This window comes from Flavilitoribacter nigricans DSM 23189 = NBRC 102662 (assembly GCF_002646595.1).
In the GTDB taxonomy this organism is placed as follows: Bacteria; Bacteroidota; Bacteroidia; order Chitinophagales; family Saprospiraceae; genus Flavilitoribacter; species Flavilitoribacter nigricans.
Map to the genome: position 1 here is coordinate 1 of NZ_PDUD01000078.1, position 21462 is coordinate 21462.

Below are 21462 nucleotides of genomic sequence, written 5' to 3' on the forward strand. Positions count from 1 at the left end.
GTCGACTCCACTCCGAATAACGACGACGGTGATCAGAGTGAAGACGATGAAGATAATGCGGAGACCAATCCGAATCCGGTTATTGACCTGAGCCTGGTTAAAACCGTAAGCGATGCTACCCCGAACGTAGGCGACGACGTGATCTTCACGATCAGTGTAACCAACGACGGTCCAAGTGTGGCAACCGGAGTAACGGTAACAGATAATCTGCCGAGCGGCTACAGCTTTGTGAGCAGTGACGGTGATTACGTAGGCGGTCTGTGGACGATCGGTACGATCGGTATCGGTGAGACAGTGACCCTGAATGTCACGGCGACTGTTCTGGTGAGCGGCGACTACTTCAACGTAGCCGAAGTAACCACAGCTAACGAAGACGACGTCGACTCCACACCGAATAACGACGACGGTGATCAGAGCGAAGATGATGAAGATAATGCAGAGACCAATCCGAACCCGGTCATTGACCTGAGCCTGGTTAAAACCGTAAGCGACGCTACGCCGAATGTAGGTGACGATGTGATCTTTACGATCAGCGTAACCAACGACGGTCCAAGTGTGGCTACCGGTGTAACGGTAACGGATAATCCGCCGAGCGGCTACAGCTTTGTCAGCAGCGACGGTGATTACGTAGGTGGTCTGTGGACGATCGGCACGATCGGTATCGGTGAGACGGTGACGCTGAATATCACAGCAACTGTCCTGGCCAGCGGCGACTACTTCAACGTTGCCGAAGTAACCAGCGCCAACGAAGACGATGTTGACTCTACACCGAACAATGACGATGGTGATCAGAGTGAAGACGATGAAGACAATGCGGTAACCAATCCGAATGCCGTTATCGATCTGAGCCTGACTAAAGTAGTAGATGACGCTACACCGAACGTAGGCGACGATGTGATCTTTACGATCAGCGTAACCAACGACGGCCCAAGTGTTGCAACCGGAGTAACGGTAACGGATAATCTACCGAGCGGCTACAGCTTTGTGAGCAGCGACGGCGATTACGTAGGTGGCCTGTGGACCATTGGTACGATCGGTATCGGAGAGACGGTAACGCTGAATATCACCGCTACCGTTCTGGCGAGCGGCGACTACTTCAACGTAGCCGAAGTAACCAGCGCCAACGAAGACGATGTAGACTCTACACCGAATAACGACGACGGCGATCAGAGTGAAGATGATGAAGATAATGCGGAGACCAATCCGAACCCGGTCATTGACCTTTCACTGGTCAAAACCGTAAGCGATGCTATCCCGAACGTAGGCGACGATGTGATCTTCACGATCAGTGTAACCAACGACGGTCCAAGTGTTGCAACGGGAGTCACGGTAACGGATAACCTGCCGAGCGGTTACAGCTTTGTGAGCAGCGACGGTGATTACGTAGGCGGCCTGTGGACGATCGGCACGATCGGTGTTGGTGAGACGGTAACGCTGAATATCACAGCAACCGTTCTGGCCAGCGGCGACTACTTCAACGTAGCCGAAGTAACTACGGCCAACGAAGACGATGTTGACTCTACACCGAATAACGACGACGGCGATCAGAGCGAAGATGATGAAGACAACGCGGAAACCAATCCGAGCGCTGTTATCGATCTGAGCCTGACTAAAGTAGTAGATGACGCTACTCCGAATGTAGGCGACGATGTGATCTTTACGATCAGCGTGACCAACGACGGTCCGAGCGTAGCCACGGGAGTAACGGTAACGGACAACCTGCCGAGCGGTTACAGCTTTGTGAGCAGCGACGGCGATTACGTAGGCGGTCTGTGGACGATTGGTACGATCGGTGTGGGTGAGACGGTAACGCTGAATATCACAGCGACTGTCCTGGCCAGCGGCGACTACTTCAACGTAGCCGAAGTAACCAGCGCCAACGAAGACGATGTTGACTCTACACCGAATAACGACGACGGAGATCAGAGTGAAGATGATGAGGATAATGCGGAGACCAATCCGAGCGCCGTTATCGATCTGAGCCTGACCAAAGTAGTAGATGACGCTACACCGAACGTAGGCGACGACGTGATCTTTACGATCAGCGTAACCAACGACGGTCCAAGTGTTGCTACGGGAGTAACGGTAACGGATAACCTACCGAGCGGTTACAGCTTTGTGAGCAGCGACGGCGATTACGTAGGTGGCCTGTGGACGATCGGTACGATCGGTGTGGGTGAGACAGTAACGCTGAATATCACGGCGACTGTCCTGGCGAGCGGCGACTACTTCAACGTAGCTGAAGTAACCAGCGCCAACGAAGACGATGTTGACTCTACACCGAATAACGACGATGGCGATCAGAGCGAAGATGATGAGGATAACGCGGTAACCAATCCGAGCGCCGTTATCGATCTGAGCTTAACCAAAGTAGTAAGCGAGGCTACACCGAACGTAGGCGACGATGTGATCTTTACGGTCAGCGTCACCAACGACGGTCCGAGCGTGGCTACCGGAGTAACGGTAACGGACAACCTGCCGAGCGGTTACAGCTTTGTGAGCAGTGACGGCGATTACGTAGGTGGTCTGTGGACGATCGGTACCATCGGCGTGGGCGAGACGGTAACGCTGAATATCACGGCTACTGTCCTGGCCAGCGGCGACTACTTCAACGTTGCCGAAGTAACCACTGCCAACGAAGACGATGTTGACTCTACACCAAATAACGATGACGGTGATCAGAGCGAAGACGATGAAGACAACGCGGTAACCAATCCGAATGCCGTTATCGACCTGAGCTTGACCAAAGTAGTAGATGACGCTACACCGAACGTAGGCGACGATGTGATCTTCACGATCAGCGTAACCAACGATGGTCCGAGCGTTGCAACGGGAGTCACGGTAACGGATAACCTGCCTAGCGGTTACAGCTTTGTGAGCAGCGATGGCGATTACGTAGGTGGCCTGTGGACGATCGGTACGATCGGCGTGGGCGAGACGGTAACGCTGAACATTACAGCGACTGTTCTGGCCAGTGGCGACTACTTCAACGTAGCCGAAGTAACCAGCGCCAACGAAGACGATGTGGACTCTACACCGAATAACGACGACGGCGATCAGAGTGAAGATGATGAAGACAATGCGGTAACCAATCCGAATGCCGTTATTGACCTATCTCTGGTTAAAACCGTAAACGACGCTACTCCGAACGTAGGCGACGACGTGATCTTTACGATCAGCGTAACCAATGACGGTCCAAGCGTAGCTACTGGAGTCGCAGTAACGGATAACCTTCCGAGTGGCTACAGCTACGTAAGCTCCAACGGAGCCTACAACGATGCCACGGGCATCTGGACGGTTGGTACGATCAACGCCGGACAAACGGTAAGCCTGCAAATCACGGCAACTGTTCTGGCTGACGGCGACTACGTGAACCTGGCCGAAGTGAGCGCTGCTAACGAGCCGGATGTAGATTCTACTCCGGGCAACGGAGCGGACACGGATGGTGACGGTGACGTTGGTCCGATTGACAATGACGGCTCTCAGGATGCCGACGATGAAGATGATGGTGACGATGCGGAGGTTACTCCGAATGCAATTATCGACCTGAGCCTGACCAAAGTAGTGAATGACGCTACTCCGAACGTAGGCGACGATGTGATCTTCACGATCAATGTCACCAACGACGGTCCGAGCGTTGCTACGGGAGTATCGGTAACGGATAATCTACCGAGCGGCTACAGCTTTGTGAGCAGTGACGGCGATTACGTAGGTGGTCTGTGGACGATCGGTACAATTGGCGTGGGCGAGACGGTAACGCTGAACATTACAGCAACTGTCCTGGCCAGTGGCGACTACTTCAACGTAGCCGAAGTAACCAGTGCCAACGAAGACGATGTTGACTCTACACCGAATAACGACGACGGCGATCAGAGTGAAGACGATGAGGATAATGCGGTAACCAATCCGAATGCCGTTATCGATCTGTCTCTGATCAAGACGGTAAATGACGCTACCCCGAATGTAGGCGATGACGTGATCTTCACGATCAGCGTAACCAACGATGGTCCAAGCGTAGCTACCGGAGTCGCAGTAACGGATAACCTGCCGAGTGGCTACAGCTACGTAAGCTCCAACGGAGCCTACAATGATGCTACGGGCATCTGGACGGTTGGTACGATCAACGCCGGACAAACGGTAAGCCTGCAAATCACGGCGACTGTTCTGGCTGACGGCGACTACGTGAACCTGGCCGAAGTAAGTGCTGCTAACGAGCCGGATGTAGATTCTACTCCGGGCAACGGAGCGGATACGGACGGTGACGGTGACGTTGGCCCGATCGACAATGACGGCTCTCAGGATGCCGACGATGAAGATGACGGCGACGATGCCGAGGTTACTCCGAGCGCCGTTATCGATCTATCGCTGATCAAGACGGTAAATGACGCTACCCCGAATGTAGGTGACGACGTGATCTTTACAATCAGCGTAACCAACGACGGTCCGAGCGTTGCTACGGGAGTAGCGGTAACGGATAATCTGCCGAGTGGCTACAGCTACGTAAGCTCCACCGGAGCCTACAATGATGCCACGGGTATCTGGACGATTGGCACGATCGGTGTTGGTCAGACGGTAAATCTACAGATCACAGCAACTGTGCTGGAAGCAGGTGACTATGTAAACCTGGCTGAAGTAACGGCCGCTAACGAACCGGATGTAGATTCTACTCCGGGCAACGGTGCGGATACGGACGGTGACGGAAATGTCGGCCCCATCGACAACGACGGCTCTCAGGATGCTGATGATGAGGATGACGGCGACGATGCCGAAGTCACTCCGGCTTGTGAAGTGGAGATCGTAGTTGTCAGAACGATCTGTGACGATAACGGAACGTCCAGCAACCCGAATGACGACACCTGGACCTTCGAGGTGAATGTCAACGGTCTGGCTACCAGCGGAAGCTGGTCCGGTACTCTGGCGGGACAACCGGTAAGTGGTAATTACAACGAAGTGATCACTTTCGGTCCGTTCGCCATCAGTAATGGTCCGGTGACCATGTACATTGCCGATACAGAAGATCCGAATTGTAGCGATGTACAGGTGGTGACTCCGCCTCAGACTTGTTCTGAAGTGTGCGAGATCGTGGTAACTCAGCCGCAAACCCCGTACTGTGATGATAATGGAACGGATTTCGATCCAAGTGATGATGTATACTACGTAGTGCTGGAAGCAAGCGGCTTCAACCTGGATCCGACCGGATGGACAGCTACCGATAACTTCGGTAACAACTGGGAAGGCAACTACGATGCTGAGTTCACCTTTGGTCCGTACGATTTCGACGACGGAGCAGTCACCATTTCCTTTACGGATAAAGGCGACGGCGCCTGCCAGGATGCAGTAACCGTGAATCCTCCGGATGAGCGTTGCTCTGATGCCTGTCTGATCGAAGCAGTGGTGGAGAACATCATTTGTGATCCGAACGGTACACCTTACGATAATTCCGATGACCAGTTTGTAGCTCTGGTAACCGTAAGCGGTTACAATACCGGTAGCTTCTGGCGTTCGAACGATCCGAAGACACCGAACGGACAGTACGATGTGGTTACCATCCTGGGACCATTCCCGATCAGTGGTGGCGATAAAGTGATCACCTTCAAGGACAATGCCGATAGTGGATGCTCCGCTTCCGTCTTACTGCGGGCTCCGGATCAGGGTTGTTCCAATGAATGTCTGATCGACGCGGTGGTGAATAATGTAGTCTGTGATGATCAGGGTACGGCTGATCCGTCGGATGATACTTACTCCTTCGACGTAACGGTGCTCGGACAGCACAACTACGGCAACTGCTGGAACCAGAAAGAATTCGGTTACATCAAAGCAACCGGTGAATACGGGGTAGCAACAACCTTCGGACCCTATCTGATCAGTGAAGGACCGAAGAGCCTGACCTTCCGCGATTGCACGGATGATGCCTGTACGGTTAAAGTGACGGTAGATCCGCCGGCTGCTTGTTCCGATGATATCTGTGAACTGGATGATCCGGTAGTGACCGATATAACCTGTACGAATGCCAACGACGGCACCTTTACCTTCGACCTGCTGGTGAGCGGTACGAATACCAGCGGAAGCTGGACCGCCACGGGTGGTGGTGTTACCTTCAGTGGTAATTACGGTGAGCCGACTACTTCGCCGGCCATTGCCGCCACGGGCGAACTGATCACCTTCAGTGTAGTAGACGGTAACGACGGCAGCTGTAGCGCCTCCGTCGATGTGCAGTCGCCGGATACTGAAACTTGCGCGACCTGCGAACTGACCGCTTTTGTCAGCAACGTAAGCTGTACGGACGCCAACGACGGCACCTACACCTTCGATATCCTGGTGACGGGTACGAATACGGGCGGCAGCTGGACGGCAACGGGCGACGGCATCAGCTTCAGCGGTAACTACGGCGAGCTGACGACTTCTCCGGCCCTGCCGGCGGATGGATCGACGGTGAACCTGACGATCACGGATAGCGATGACACGGGCTGCACGGATAGTGCGACCTTCGAAGCACCGAGCGAGGAGACCTGCGCGACCTGTGAACTTACGGCTGCGGTCAGCAACGTAAGCTGTACGGATGCCAATGACGGTACCTATACCTTCGATATCCTGGTAACCGGCACGAATACGGGCGGTAGCTGGACGGCAACGGGCGACGGCATCAGCTTCAGTGGTAACTACGGCGAGCTGACGACTTCCCCGGCCCTACCGGCGGATGGATCGACGGTGAACCTGACGATCACGGATAGCGACGACACGGGCTGCACGGATAGCGCAACCTTCCAAGCACCAAGCGAAGAAACTTGCGCGACCTGCGAACTGACGGCTGCGGTCAGCAACGTAAGCTGCACCGACGCCAACGACGGCACCTATACCTTCGATATCCTGGTGACCGGCACGAATACAGGTGGTAGCTGGACGGCTACGGGCGACGGCATTAGCTTCAGCGGTAACTACGGTGAACTGACGACTTCCCCGGCACTGCCGGCTGACGGATCGACGGTGAACCTGACGATCACGGATAGCGACGACAGTGGCTGTACGGATAGCGCGACCTTCCAAGCACCAAGCGAGGAGACCTGCGCGACCTGTGAACTGACGGCTGCAGTCAGCAACGTAAGCTGCACCGACGCTAACGACGGTACCTACACCTTCGACATCCTAGTGACGGGTACGAATACGGGTGGCAGCTGGACAGCTACGGGCGACGGCATCAGCTTCAGCGGTAACTACGGCGAGCTGACGACTTCCCCGGCCCTGCCGGCGGACGGATCGACGGTGAACCTGACGATCACGGATAGCGACGACACGGGCTGCACGGATAGTGCGACCTTCGAAGCACCGAGCGAGGAGACCTGCGCGACCTGCGAACTGACGGCTGCAGTCAGCAACGTAAGCTGCACCGACGCTAACGACGGTACCTACACCTTCGACATCCTGGTGACGGGTACGAATACGGGCGGCAGCTGGACAGCTACGGGCGACGGCATCAGCTTCAGCGGTAACTACGGTGAGCTGACCACTTCCCCGGCCCTGCCGGCGGACGGATCGACGGTGAACCTGACGATCACGGATAGCGACGACACGGGCTGCACGGATAGCGCGACCTTCGAAGCGCCCGCAGCGGACGAATGTGAGGTCTGTGATATCGTTGACGCCAAGGTGACGGACATTAGCTGCGCCGATAGCAACGACGGTACCTTTACCTTCGACCTGCTGGTGACCGGTACTGGTACAAGCAGTACCTGGACGGCAACGGGCGGCGGTGTGACCTTTACCGGAAATTACGGTGAAGTAACTACCTCACCGACACTTCCGGCCAGCGGACTGACGATCAGCTTCGTGGTATCCGACAGTGAAGATTCCGAGTGTAAGAGCTATCTGGCACTGGAAGCACCGACGGAAGAAGAGTGCTCAGAATGCAGAATTACGGATGTAGACGTTAGCGGCATCGATTGTACGGATGCCAATAACGGAACCTATACTTTTGATATCCTCGTAGAGGGAGCGAACACGGGTAGCACCTGGACCGCCATCGGTACCGGTATCAACTTCAGCGGTAACTACGGTGAACTGACGACTTCGCCGGTACTCACGGCCAACGGCCAGAGCGTTACCCTGCTGATCATTGATTCCGATGATCCGGGCTGTAACCAGACGGTTACTTTCACGGCACCGAGCGCCGACGAATGTGCGGTATGTGAAGTGACGGCGGAAGTGAGCAACATCACCTGCGCGGAAAGCGGTGGTCAGTACTTTACCTTCGATCTGACGGTGAACGGCGAGAACACCGGCGGCAGCTGGGTAGCCACCGGCGGCGGCGTTACATTCAGCGGAGCGTACGGCGAAACGGTAACTTCTCCGGTACTCGTATCCCTGGGTGAAGAACTTACGTTCACGATCACCGATAAGGATGACGGAAGTTGTGCCACAGCGGTCACGGTAGAAATTCCAGATGACTGCGGAGCCTGCAACCTGCTGGTTGACATTCAGTCGATCACCTGCGATCCGGAAGGCACAATGGATGATAATGACGATGATACCTTCAGCTTTGTACTGACCCTCAGCAATGGAGTGGGTACCGGCTGGGTAAGCGCGGACGGACAGTACTCCGGTAACTACGGCGAAGCGGTAGTGATCTCCGGAATTCCGATCAGCGCCGAAGCGATCTCCATCCAGGCGATCGATAATGAGAATAGCGACTGTCAGGCAGCGATCTTCGTGAACGCACCCGCACCTTGTTCGGTGGTTTGTTCGCTGGAAGTACTGCCGGAAGATGTGGAGATCATGTGTACGGATAACGGTACGCCGGATGATATTTCCGATGACATGTTCACCTATACGATCAAGGCTACTGCTACCGACGCGGGTATGAGCCAGGGATACATGGTATTGCTGGAAAGCACCGGCGAACTGCTGGGAATGAGCCTCTACGGCAATTCCTTCTCGCCGACCCTCCCGCTGATGGTAGCCGACGGCAGCATTGAGATACGTGTAGTGGATATGCTGGATCCGGATTGTTACACCATCGTAACGATCGATCCGAGCATCTGTACGGCCTGCGCTATCAGTGCGGATGTCAGTAACATCAGTTGCCACGATAACGATACGCCGAATGATCTGGAAGACGATGTATTCTACTTCGATCTGACGGTAAGTGAAGTGTTCGGCTCCGCCGGCTGGGTAACCGAAGACGGTACGCAATCCGGCGCTTACGGAGAAACCATCACCCTCGGGCCGTTCCCGATCAGCGGTGGCGACGTAAGTCTGACGATCACGGATCAGGAAGATGCTTCCTGCAGTACGACGATCACGGCTGCCGCTCCGGCGCCATGTTCGGAAGCACCTTGTGACATCACCGTAAACATCGAAAGTGTTGACTGTGACGATCAGGGCACTCCGGATGATGCCAGCGACGATACCTATACCGCTACCGTTACGGTGCTCAACAGCGGCCTGAATACGACCTGGACCAGCAGTACCGGCGCCTCCGGAACCTACGGAGAAACCGTTGTACTCGGACCATTCCCGATCGCCGATCAGGAGATCACGATCACGGATTCAGCGGATGGAAGCTGCAGTGCGGTCTTTACCGTCACGCCGCCGCTACCGGTAGTGGAATGCCCGGATGATGTAAGCGGATACGAAGATGAGACGGGTGAATTCCAGGAGTTCATCTGCACGGATGCCGACTTCCTCTTCAATAATCCGGAAAGTCTGGGGCTGACCGGTGAGCCGACGGTAGTAAGCAGCTGTGGTCTGGACTTCATCGACTTCACGGACGAAATGATCGAAGGTGACGATTGTGATCAACTGACGATCCTGCGGACCTTCACGATCCACAGTCTGAGTGGCGCGACTACGACCTGTGAGCAGCGCATCAACGTTCGCAAACCGAAGTTTGCTGATCTGACCTTGCCGGCAGCTCAGGACTTCGCCTGCGATGCTGAGTTTGCAACGGATGAGAACGGTAATCCGCATCCGGATGTAACGGGTTATCCGTACCTCAGCGCCGCCTTCGGCGATCATCTGCTGAATAGCGACTACTGCAACCTGTCGGCTTCCTACGAAGACGAAGCAAGCGGTGGCTGCGAAGCGGATCGGGTGATCACGCGGACCTGGACGATCACGGATGCCTGTCTGCCGGGCGAAACCTTGACCCACGAGCAGATCATCACGATCGAAGGTACCGGAACGCCGGTGATCACTTGTCCGGAAGGCATGCACGATTGCCCGGTTGTAGACGGATACATGATCTTTGAAACGCAGATATTCGAATGTGCCGCTACGGTTTCCGTACCGATGCCGGATGTGGATTACGACGGTGTCTGCGGTGAAGCGACCTACGAACTGATCACCGAGATCCTGAATGCCGACGGCGAAGTGCTCTTCACCCTGGCCGAAGGTGATCCGCGGATCCTGGAGGAAATGGCAGCGGGCGAATACGCCTTCCGCTACACCCTGACCAACGACTGCGGAACCGAGATCAGCGAAAGCTGCCTCTTCAAGGTAGTTGACCGGAACGATCCGGTAGCGATCTGCATGGGCAACTTCAATGTATCGGTTGGCGGTTACGGTCTGGCCAGAATTCGGGCCGAGCAGTTCGATAACGGAAGTTACGACTACTGCGGTGACGAGCTCACCCTGGAAGTACGTCGCAAGTATACCCGCGATGCGGAGACCTGCGAAGAACTGGAAACTCCGGTTTATTCCGAGTGGGGACCATACATCGATCTGACCTGCTGTGACGCCGGTACCAATGTACTGGTAGAGCTCCGGGTAACGGATGTGAACGGCAACTCCAACATGTGCTGGCTGGAGATCCTGGTAGAGGATAAAGTACAGCCGTACTGCACCGGACTGGAAGACCTGTTCGTCAACTGCGACGATCTGCCGGTAGGTTTCGATGCCTTCGACACGGAAGTAATGAGCGAACTGTTCGGCATGCCGGAAGTGATCGACAACTGCTCCGCCGAGGCGATAGAACTGACGCCGATCGTAGATCTGGATGAGTGCGGAGGTGGAACGATCATTCGTCGCTTCAATGCCGTTGACCGGGTGGGTAACCTGTCCTTCAGCGAATTCGAGCAACTGATCACCATCGAAGCCTGCACGGATTGCAACCAGGAAGGACTCGCCGGTGGCGAGAAAACTCCGGAATGGGAGATCAACTTCGAAGATCTGAGAGACAACTCGGGTACGCCGGTGATCATTGAGCGCAATAAGCGTCATCCGCTACCGGGTGATGATGATCCGAAGGACGGTGAACTCGATACGGAAGAACAGAGCAGTCCGGTGGCCCGTGCCCCGAAACTGTACCAGAACTATCCGAACCCATTCAACAAAACGACCAAGATCGGATTCGAACTGCCGAATAGCGGCCAGATCGACCTGATGATCATGGACGGAACGGGTAAAGTACACAAGATGATCAGTGGAGAATATCCCGCCGGTTACAATGAGGTGATCCTGCAAAGAGGTAATCTTCCGACCGGAGTTCTGTACTACATCATCAAAACGGATGAATACACGGTCACCCGGAAAATGGTGATCATGCGATAAGAATGTTGATAAGAATAGGAGGGGAGCTATCCCGGTTTCAGGCAGGTCCACTGCCTCCCGGGATGGCTCCCAATTATTCTTTTATCAGAAAAAAAACAGCGCGGCACTACCCGCGAAGCCCGGGAAAATGGGCTTAGAGCAAAAAAAATGCGACAATCTTTTACTGGGAAATTGTTGCAAAAAAAGAAATGTTGTAAAATTATTAATGGTTATAGATTTTAGTTGAAGTGTAATGCTTATGTGTATAAGTATGAATTTGTGTTATTTGCTATAGTTTATGGTGTTGGTTAATTGATTCTGCGCCTCATTTGACCTTAAGTTTCATGTCACAATATTTTAAAAAAATGAATTTTAAGGAATGAGGAAAAAATGATTATGTTATATTTGTGCTCACAATACTCCCCTTTTTATAGGTTAGTGATTAAAAAATGCTCTTAGGTCGTCCCAGATTTCAAAAGCATTTTTTTAAAGATCACTGATCATTTGAAATAAGATCAATAAAGATGCTTGAGCTGTTTCCAGGCTCACATCCTCCCCCTTTAGACTTTTACAATTACAGTACTAAGAGTAACAACACACTTGAGTATTTGAATAACTAACACTATGAACAAGCTTTTCCTACCTTAAGCTTATTCGTCCAGTCTAGCTCACAGCTTTGAATACGGACGGATAGTTTCCCGGAAAAAGTAAGTTCAAACATTTTAGCCTCCGCTGCAGAATCTGGTCTGCCCGGTCAATCACGCCCCCACTTGATTGATAGGTCATTCTATGTTTCCTCCTTACTGAAATAGCTTCATGGGTACGATGTACATCGTTTCCCTCAGGGGCTGTTACTGTACGGAGTATTCCCATTTATGGATGGGAGCAAACACAAATTATATTCCCAGAATAATAATTAACCAGTTCTATGCGCAAGGTCTACAGCACATCTTCAGTTTTCCATTCAGGAAGGCTAAACAACATTCCGGGCAATGCTTTCCAGGTATTGGCGTTCACGCTTATCTGCATCGGGATGTCCTTCTCTTCCTTCGCTCAAAGTCAGGAAAACAGCCCCTGTCTGGCTATTCAGTCGGTGAGTTGGGAGCATACTTCGGACTGTGGGGCTGCCGACGGTAAGATCACCATTACGCTGGTGGATGCCGGCGCGGATGCGACTACCTATTCCGTGGATCTCAATTTCGGCAGCAAGACCAAGACCTTCGAAAACTTCCGCGCGCTGGACGGCAAGATCATGCTTAACGCACTGTATCCGGGAGACTACAGCAATATCGTTCTTCGCCGGGATTCGGACGGCTGCGCTTCGGCTCCCTACGAGCGCACGATCCTGATTGATCACGGCTGCGACCTGGGTAATGATTCCCGGGCCAATTGCGGTACCGGCCTGTATTCGCCGAACTACTACAACTGCGAAGGGGAATATCTGAACATCTACCGACAGGACCTCACTCCGGGGACCTACATCTATACGGACAATGACTATCTGGCCTGTGGTATCGCTTATGTAGATGGCTGTGTGGTGCAACCTTCCGTTAGAGCGTACTGCCTGGACTACAATAAAACGGAACCGACTCCTGCGGCCGGTTATCCCTACGGTACGGCTCACTTCACCCGGGTAGTGGGAGCAGCCAATGCCGGATATACCAACGAACTGGCCATGGAGCGCATCAACTGGGTACTGTGTAATGCACCGAACAGTACTTTAGACAACCGGGTGGCCATCAACCAGGCGATCTGGTATTTTACGGGTACCACCAGTTCGCCGAACTCGCTGGTTTCCGCTGCGGCTTCTGCCGTGTCTTCCATCCAGGGCGGTATCGCCAATCAAATGATCTTTTATCTGCCGGAATCTTCCACCGTTCAGCCCTTCGTGGAAGCGGTTTGCATAACAAGCTGTAGCCCGGATCTAACGATCACCAATACCGGTGATTGCACACTGGAAATTTTCTGGGATAATAACGGCACGGAAGTCAGCTACGGAGCCATTACCAGCGGCAACTCCATTACGGTTTCTACTTACGAGGACCACGTATGGCGCATCCGTACGCTCGATGGTACACTGGTAGATTCCTATACGGTTGTCGGTTGCCAGGATCAATCCCTCAATGTGGCCACCAATGATTGCCACGGAGCCTGTAATGGTAATATCCTGACCAACCCGGGATTTGAAAGCGGCCTCACCGGATGGACGACCAGCGGCACGAATGTAGCGACTACCACTACCGCCACCAACGTCTTCACCGGAAACGCGGCCCTCCTGCTGGACGATCCCAACTCTTCCGTCAGCCAGAACTTTAGTTTGAATACGCTGGAAACCTTCACCCTGACCCTCTGGGCCCGGGAAGATGGATCTTCCGGTACTTATTCTTTTGGGGTGCAGTATCTGAACAATTTTGGAACGGTTATTTCGACCTCCAGTCAGACCGTGAGCGGAGCTACCTATACGGAATATTCGCTCAGTGGACTGGCGCCGATCGGTACCCGTTCCGCACGGGTATTCCTGTCCCGTAATTCGAGCACCAACGCCAATGCTTATTTTGACGAAGTGTGTCTGACGGTGAGCGAGGCGGCTACGCCTACTTCTACAGCCGGTGACTGGGATTTCGATTGTGATTCCAGCTCCAGCGTGGAAACCATTGCGGTGGGAGCTGACTGTCAGGCCATCACCAGTATCAATATTCCCAATACCGGTACCGTTTTTCAATACGTTGTCGAGATTGTCTACAAAGGCGGCAATCCCGGCCCCAATATCTTGTTCTCGGATGCTTCGGGTACCAGCTACAGTCTGAGCCGGACCTCCCCCGTCACGGGAAGTTCTGATGTCTTTGTCTACCGCGGTCTGGTTGACGGATCCACGTCTTCTATCTCCTACACAGATCTACTCGGTTCCTGCAGCCTGGACGCCATTACGGTCTATGCTTTCCACAATACGGGAGGCGATGGGATCGCCACTTCCGGTACGTTTACCGGCGTGAGTGGATACCGTTCTTCCTCCAGCTTTTCTATTTCCATCCCCGATGATTTTACTACCCGTAATGTCACCGTGCGGGTACCGCTTACCAATCTGACCGATGATTGTCGCCTGGTGAATATTACGGCCGAAGCGGGTGGCGTAAGCAATACGGTAACGATCTCCGGACCGGACGCCGGCTACGGAAGTTGTTGCCTGGCCATTCCGGAAGTTACCCTCAACAACGTTCCGGCAACGGCCACCCAGGTGACGATCACCGTTGAATCTCCGTCGGGTACGAGCACCTCCTGTCCCGTATCGGCCAGTCAGGATGGTCAGAATTTCGTAGTGGCCGGATATGTAACGGTCGAAACCGATTGTGGGGACTGTACTACTTTTTCTCCGGGTAGCATTTCGGGTGAAGAGGAAGCCTGCGGATCTTACGATCCCGGTATCATTACCGGTTCGGATATTGCGGGCGGTGGTGCATCCTGCCCCGCAACGGGCACCATACTGCTGGAGCGTTACGATAATATTTCGGGCGTTGCGATCAGTGACCTGACCTCGGATCCGGATTATCCCGACAATCCCGACTATAGCACCGAACTGACCAGCCTGTTCGAATCTCCTACGGATATCGGTGACAGTTACGGTCAACGCCTGTCGGCCTATCTGTGTCCTCCCACCACCGGGAACTATATTTTCTGGATTGCCGGTGATGATAATAGCGAGCTCAATCTGAGTTCGGACGATAACCCGGCCAATGCGACCACCATCGCTTCCGTACCGGACTGGACCAGCTCGCGGCAATGGGACAAATTCAGCAGCCAGCAGTCCGCTTCCATTTACCTGGAAGCCGGGCAGGTCTATTATATTGAAGCCCTGATGAAAGAAGGCGGCGGATTAGACAACCTAGCGGTCGGCTGGCAATTGCCCGGCGGCTCCCTGGAAAGACCGATCCCGGCGTCCTATTTTTCAGCACCCTCCGATGCTTCCATCGAGGTAGATTACCAGTGGCAGTACCGGCTGGGTACCAGCGGAAGCTGGATCGATATTTCCGGCGCAACCGGAGTAGATTATAATCCGGGTACGATCAGCCAGACCACCCAGTACCGGCGGGAAGTAAGCAATGATTTTTGCGGAGCGGTGTACAGCAATGAAGTGACCAAACGGGTATCCGTGGAACCGGACGTAACGGTTCAGGCCCAGGACGGCAGCTGTACGGATCCTAACGGTGGCTTTACCTTTACTTTTGCGGGAGTGACCGGGCAGACGGCTATCGAGTTTAGCTTGGACGGTGGCAATAACTACACTTATAATGTCGACGATGAAGCCGGTACTTTCTCCATTACCGATCTGGCTCCGGGTAGCTATGATATCTGGACCCGCTGGGGCAATGGCGATTGTCCCGTAGATCTGGGTACGCAAACGATTGGTTTTGATGATTCGGATTGCGATGACGATTTTTCCACTCCTTTCTATAATGACTGTGGCAGCGGCCGGATCATTGATGTGCAGATGAACGGTTTGCTCAACAGTGTGGACAATTGTGTAAATATCGGCAATACCGGAGGTATGACCCGGGTGATCGCCGAAGTCTGGATCCAGCGATCAAATTGTGCCGATAATACCTTCCCGGATTTCATCACCATCACGGCGGATGGGGCTACGTCCCAGAACGTGACCGGAGTTGCTGTCGCCCAGGCCAGTGCCGGCTCGGTACCCGAGCGTATCTACCGGGCGGAATTTACCGGTACCGTATCGTCGATCTGTTTATCCAATCTTTCGGATTGTGCGGCGGCCAGCATAGCGCTGTATATTGAGCGCAACGCCGAAGGCGGATCTTCCGCATTTACGCCAATTGATTACGAACTATACGATAATTCAACTCCCGCCGGAGCGGATGATTGTGTCACCACCACCCTGGATATCGGCGGTAGTGATGCACCGAGAGATGTGGAGATCAAGGTACCCGTTCACGAAAAGGACGATACGCGGGAAGTACAGATCGCTGTATCTATCGAAAATGACGGCGGTACCGTTGTTGCCTCCGGTTCTCAAGTGTTCACCGCTCAGAATGCCGGTCCGGAAGGCGGCTTGTACACCCTGACCATCCCCGATGTTCCCGGAGACGGTACGATCGTGATCGTCGAGGTTTGCTCGCCGGATCCCGACGGTGATTCCTTCGGGATCGGAGCCCTGGTGACCTCTTCTACGGAGAGTTGTGTGACCTGCGACCTGGCCGTTACCCTGGAAAGCGTGGAAACCTGTGCCGGCGAGATCGTTACGCTGAGCCCGGTAGTTACCGGCGGTACTACGCCGTATACTTACGCGTGGTCGGGCGGTGAAACAACCGCCTCCATTGAATTCACGGCCAACAGTTCGGCCACCTACGCGGTAACCGTCACGGATGCCAGGGGCTGTGAAGTGGTGAGCGAGATCAATGTAGACGTTCGCACGGCGAGTATTGACCAGATCGTGATCTACGATCTCGATAGTGGTTCTGTCTTCGATATATTGGAAGATGGTGATTCCTATATCATTGCGGATCTTCCGACAAATTATAATATCGAAGCCATAGTTAGTGGCGATGTGGGCAGCGTTCGTTTTACGATCAGCGGACCGGTAACGGACGATCATATTGAAAACAGTCCGCCGTATCGCTACAACGGTGATAACGTTGCCATTGACCTCAGTGAAGGAACTTATACCCTGACGGTAGAAACCTTCAGTGAAGATGCCGCCGCCGGCTTACTTTGTGCCGTCAGCGAACTGACCTTCACCATCGAGGCCTGTACTGTGGTGGCTGAAGCCGGTGCGGACCAGTTCCTTTGCGAGTGTGAAACTCCCACCGAAAGCTCTTCGGGATCGACGAATCCGATCGGTAGCATTGCCGGTAATTTCAATGCTTTTGTAGAGAATGGCGCTACTTTCCGCGGAGGAGATTCCGACGGTGCGGTGGCCATTGGTGGTGATCTGACCTTGGATGGAAATTTTGTTTTCGCCGGTCAGACTGCGGGCAGCCTGACTGATGTCGGAGATACGCGTCCGTCCGCACTGGTTGTGGAGGGAAGCGTCAATTATACTTCCGGCAGTGAATTTTATATCAACAATTCCGGATACGCGAAGATCGGGGATCTGTCCGGATCCACGGTTTTTGCCCAGGACCAGAACGGCGCTACCGTCAATACCCAGATCGTAGCCAGTGCGGGTGGATACAATTCCTCTCCCCGGATCCAGGTACAGACGCAACAACCGGCGAGCTCAGTGAGTCGTTCCGGTCTAATAAATTTCACAAGTGCCTTCAGCGATTTCCGGACCATGTCCGATGCAATGAGTGCCCTTGATAACACAGTGGCAAACCCGGCTTCTATCGACCTGACCGCCGGTACCACGAATGTGCTTAATGTTAGCGGGGCTACGCTAAGTGGCCTTTCTACCATAACTTTTAATAACCAACCGAACGCCACGACGCCGCTGATCATCAATGTCAATGCCGGCGGAACGTTCAATTGGAACCTGCCCACGCTGGCGGGTATCGGATCCTCCCAGGGAAAATACATCATCTGGAATTTTTACAATACCGCTAATCTCACCATCAACGGTGGGCAGACCCTGATCGGAAGCCTTCTGGTACCGAATGGTAGCTTGACCAAAGCCAATTCCGGTAATATTGACGGACAGGTGGTCGCGGCTACGTATGTACACGAAAGAGGAGAGATCCACAACCAGCCTTTTGCGGCCGAAGTGACGGTATCTACGGCAACCAGCGAATGCGCCGATGCCGGGCGCGCGGTAACCTTAACGGCTTCCGGCGGCGAGTCTTTCCTCTGGAGTACCGGTGAGACAACCGCTTCCATTTCGGTGAGCCCGCTGGTAACCACCACCTATACCGTTACCGTGACCACGGGCAACTGTAGTGATACCGACGCGGTAACGGTACACGTAAATCCGACACCGACTGCCGATGCCGGCAGCGATCAGGAGATCTGTCTGGGCGAAAGTGTTGACCTGACTGCCAGCGGCGGGGGCAACTATACCTGGAGTACCGGCGAAACGCAGGCCAACATTACCGTTGCGCCAACTTCTACGACCACCTACTACGTGACCGTGACCAATGGAGAAAATTGCTCGGGTATCGATGAGGTGACCGTAGTGGTAAATCAACCGCCGGTAGTGAGTTTTGATGCCGGCCCGGCGATCTGTAGCGGAGAGACCGTTACGCTCACGCCTATTGTCAGTGGAGGTTCACCGGAGTATACCTATTCCTGGGCATCCGGAGAAAATACATCAGCCATATCAATTAGTCCCAACGAAACGACTACCTATACGGTAACCGTGACCGACAACAAGGGTTGTTCCGCTTCGGCTAGTGTTACCGTAACGGTAGATCCCAATCTATGCGCAAGCCTGGGCGATCTGGTCTGGGAAGATCTGGACGGCGACGGCTTGCAGGATGCCGGTGAACCCGGGGTGGAAGGTGTCACGGTGAACCTCAAAGATGAAACCGCTACGGTGATCGCGACAACGACTACGGCCGCTGACGGCTCGTACAGCTTTACCGGACTGCCTCCGGGAGACTACGCTGTCCAGTTCACGGATCTGCCCGCTGATTTCTTCTTTACGGACCTCAATGCCGGCAGCGATGAAACCCTGGATAGTGATGCCGACCCGGATATGGACGGTATGACTGAATTGGTTACCCTGGCTCAAGGTGATAATTACACGGATCTGGATGCCGGTATTTTAACTGGTGCGAGCCTGGGCGACTACGTTTGGGAAGACCTAAACGGCGACGGCATCCAGGATGCGGGTGAACCAGGCGTTAGCGGTATTACCGTGACCCTGCTGGACGGCGATGGCGTTACGGTGGGCAACACTTTCACGGCCGCCGATGGTTCCTACAGTTTCACGGATCTGGAACCGGGTGATTACTCGGTCGTTTTCTCCGATCTGCCAGTGGATTACAACTTCACCGACCAGGATGCGGGCGGTAATGATGCTTTGGATAGCGATGCGAATCCGGCGGACGGTAGCACGGCTACAGTTACACTGGAATCTGGCGATAATTATACAGATCTGGATGCCGGTATACTAACGGGGGCAAGCTTGGGCGACTACGTTTGGGAAGACCTAAACGGCGATGGCATACAGGATGCGGGTGAGCCGGGGGTTGGTGGTGTTACCGTTACCCTGCTGGATGGCGATGGTGCCACGGTAGGCACGACAACCACGGCCGTAGATGGTTCCTACAGTTTCACGGATCTGGAGCCGGGCGACTACTCAGTCGTGTTCTCCGACCTGCCGATGGGTTACAATTTCACCGATCAGGATGCGGGTGGTAACGATGCTTTGGATAGCGATGCGAATTCGGCGGACGGTAGCACGGCTACGGTTACGCTGGAATCGGGCGATAATTATACGGATTTGGATGCCGGTATTCTGACTGGCGCGAGCCTGGGTGATTACGTTTGGGAAGACCTGAACGGCGATGGCATCCAGGATGCGGGTGAGCCGGGCGTTGGTGGTGTTACCGTGACCTTACTGGATGGCGACGGTGCCACGGTAGGCACAACGACTACCGCTGCGGATGGTTCTTACAGTTTCACAAACCTGGAACCTGGCGATTACTCAGTCGTCTTCTCCGACCTGTCGGTGGGTTATAACTTTACCGATCAGGATGCGGGTGGCGATGATGCTTTGGATAGCGATGCGAATCCGGTGGACGGTAGCACGGCTACGGTTACACTGGAATCGGGCGATAACTATACGGATCTGGATGCCGGTATTTTGACTGGATCTTCGATTGGCGATTACGTTTGGGAAGACCTGAACGGCGATGGCATCCAGGATGCGGGTGAGCCGGGCGTTGGCGGTGTTACCGTGACCCTGCTGGACGGCGACGGTGCCACGGTAGGCACGACGACTACCGCTGCCGACGGTTCCTACAGTTTCACGGATCTGGAGCCGGGCGACTACTCAGTCGTTTTCTCCGATCTGCCAATGGGTTACAACTTCACCGATCAGGATGCGGGTGGCGATGATGCTTTGGATAGTGATGCGAATCCTGCGGATGGTAGCACGGCTACGGTCACGTTGGAATCCGGCGATAACTACACAGACCTGGATGCTGGTATTCTGACGGTAGCTAGTCTGGGTGATTACGTTTGGGAAGACCTAAATGGTGACGGCATCCAGGATGCGAGTGAGCCGGGTGTCAGCGGCGTTACGGTGACCTTGCTGGATGGCGATGGTGCCACGGTAGGCACGACGACTACAGCCACCGATGGCTCTTATAGCTTCACCGACCTGGAGCCGGGCGACTACTCAGTCGTCTTCTCCGACCTACCGATGGGTTACAATTTCACCGATCAGGATGCGGGTGGTGATGATGCTTTGGATAGCGATGCCAATTCGGTGGACGGTAGCACGGCTACGGTTACGCTGGAATCGGGTGATAACTATACGGATCTGGATGCCGGTATACTGACCGGTGCGAGCCTGGGCGATTACGTTTGGGAAGACCTGAACGGCGATGGCATCCAGGATGCGGACGAGCCGGGCGTTAGCGGCGTTACGGTGACCTTGCTGGATGGTGATGGAGCCACGGTAGGTACTACAACCACGGCCGCAGATGGTTCCTACAGCTTCACGGATCTGGAGCCAGGCAACTATTCAGTCGTCTTTTCCAATCTGCCGGTGGGTTACAATTTCACCGATCAGGATGCGGGTGGCGATGATGCTTTGGATAGCGATGCCAATCCGGCGGACGGTAGCACGGCTACGGTTACGCTGGAATCGGGCGATAACTATACGGATCTGGATGCTGGAATTCTGACTGGATCATCGATTGGTGATTACGTTTGGGAAGACCTGAACGGCGATGGCATCCAGGATGCGGGTGAGCCGGGTGTTAGCGGCGTTACTGTGACCTTGTTGGATGGCGATGGTGCCACGGTGGGCACTACAAC

Annotated in this window: 2 protein-coding genes; both read left to right on the forward strand. The window is 54.2% G+C overall.

Features of this window, described 5'->3' with window-relative positions:
* Positions 1–11544: T9SS type A sorting domain-containing protein (locus CRP01_RS40705; protein ID WP_143473759.1), on the forward strand; the 11544-nt coding region annotated here is incomplete at its 5' end.
* 907 nt (positions 11545–12451) lie between these two features.
* A partial coding sequence (locus tag CRP01_RS40710) for an SdrD B-like domain-containing protein (protein WP_143473760.1) occupies positions 12452–21462 on the forward strand: 9011 nt, incomplete at its 3' end.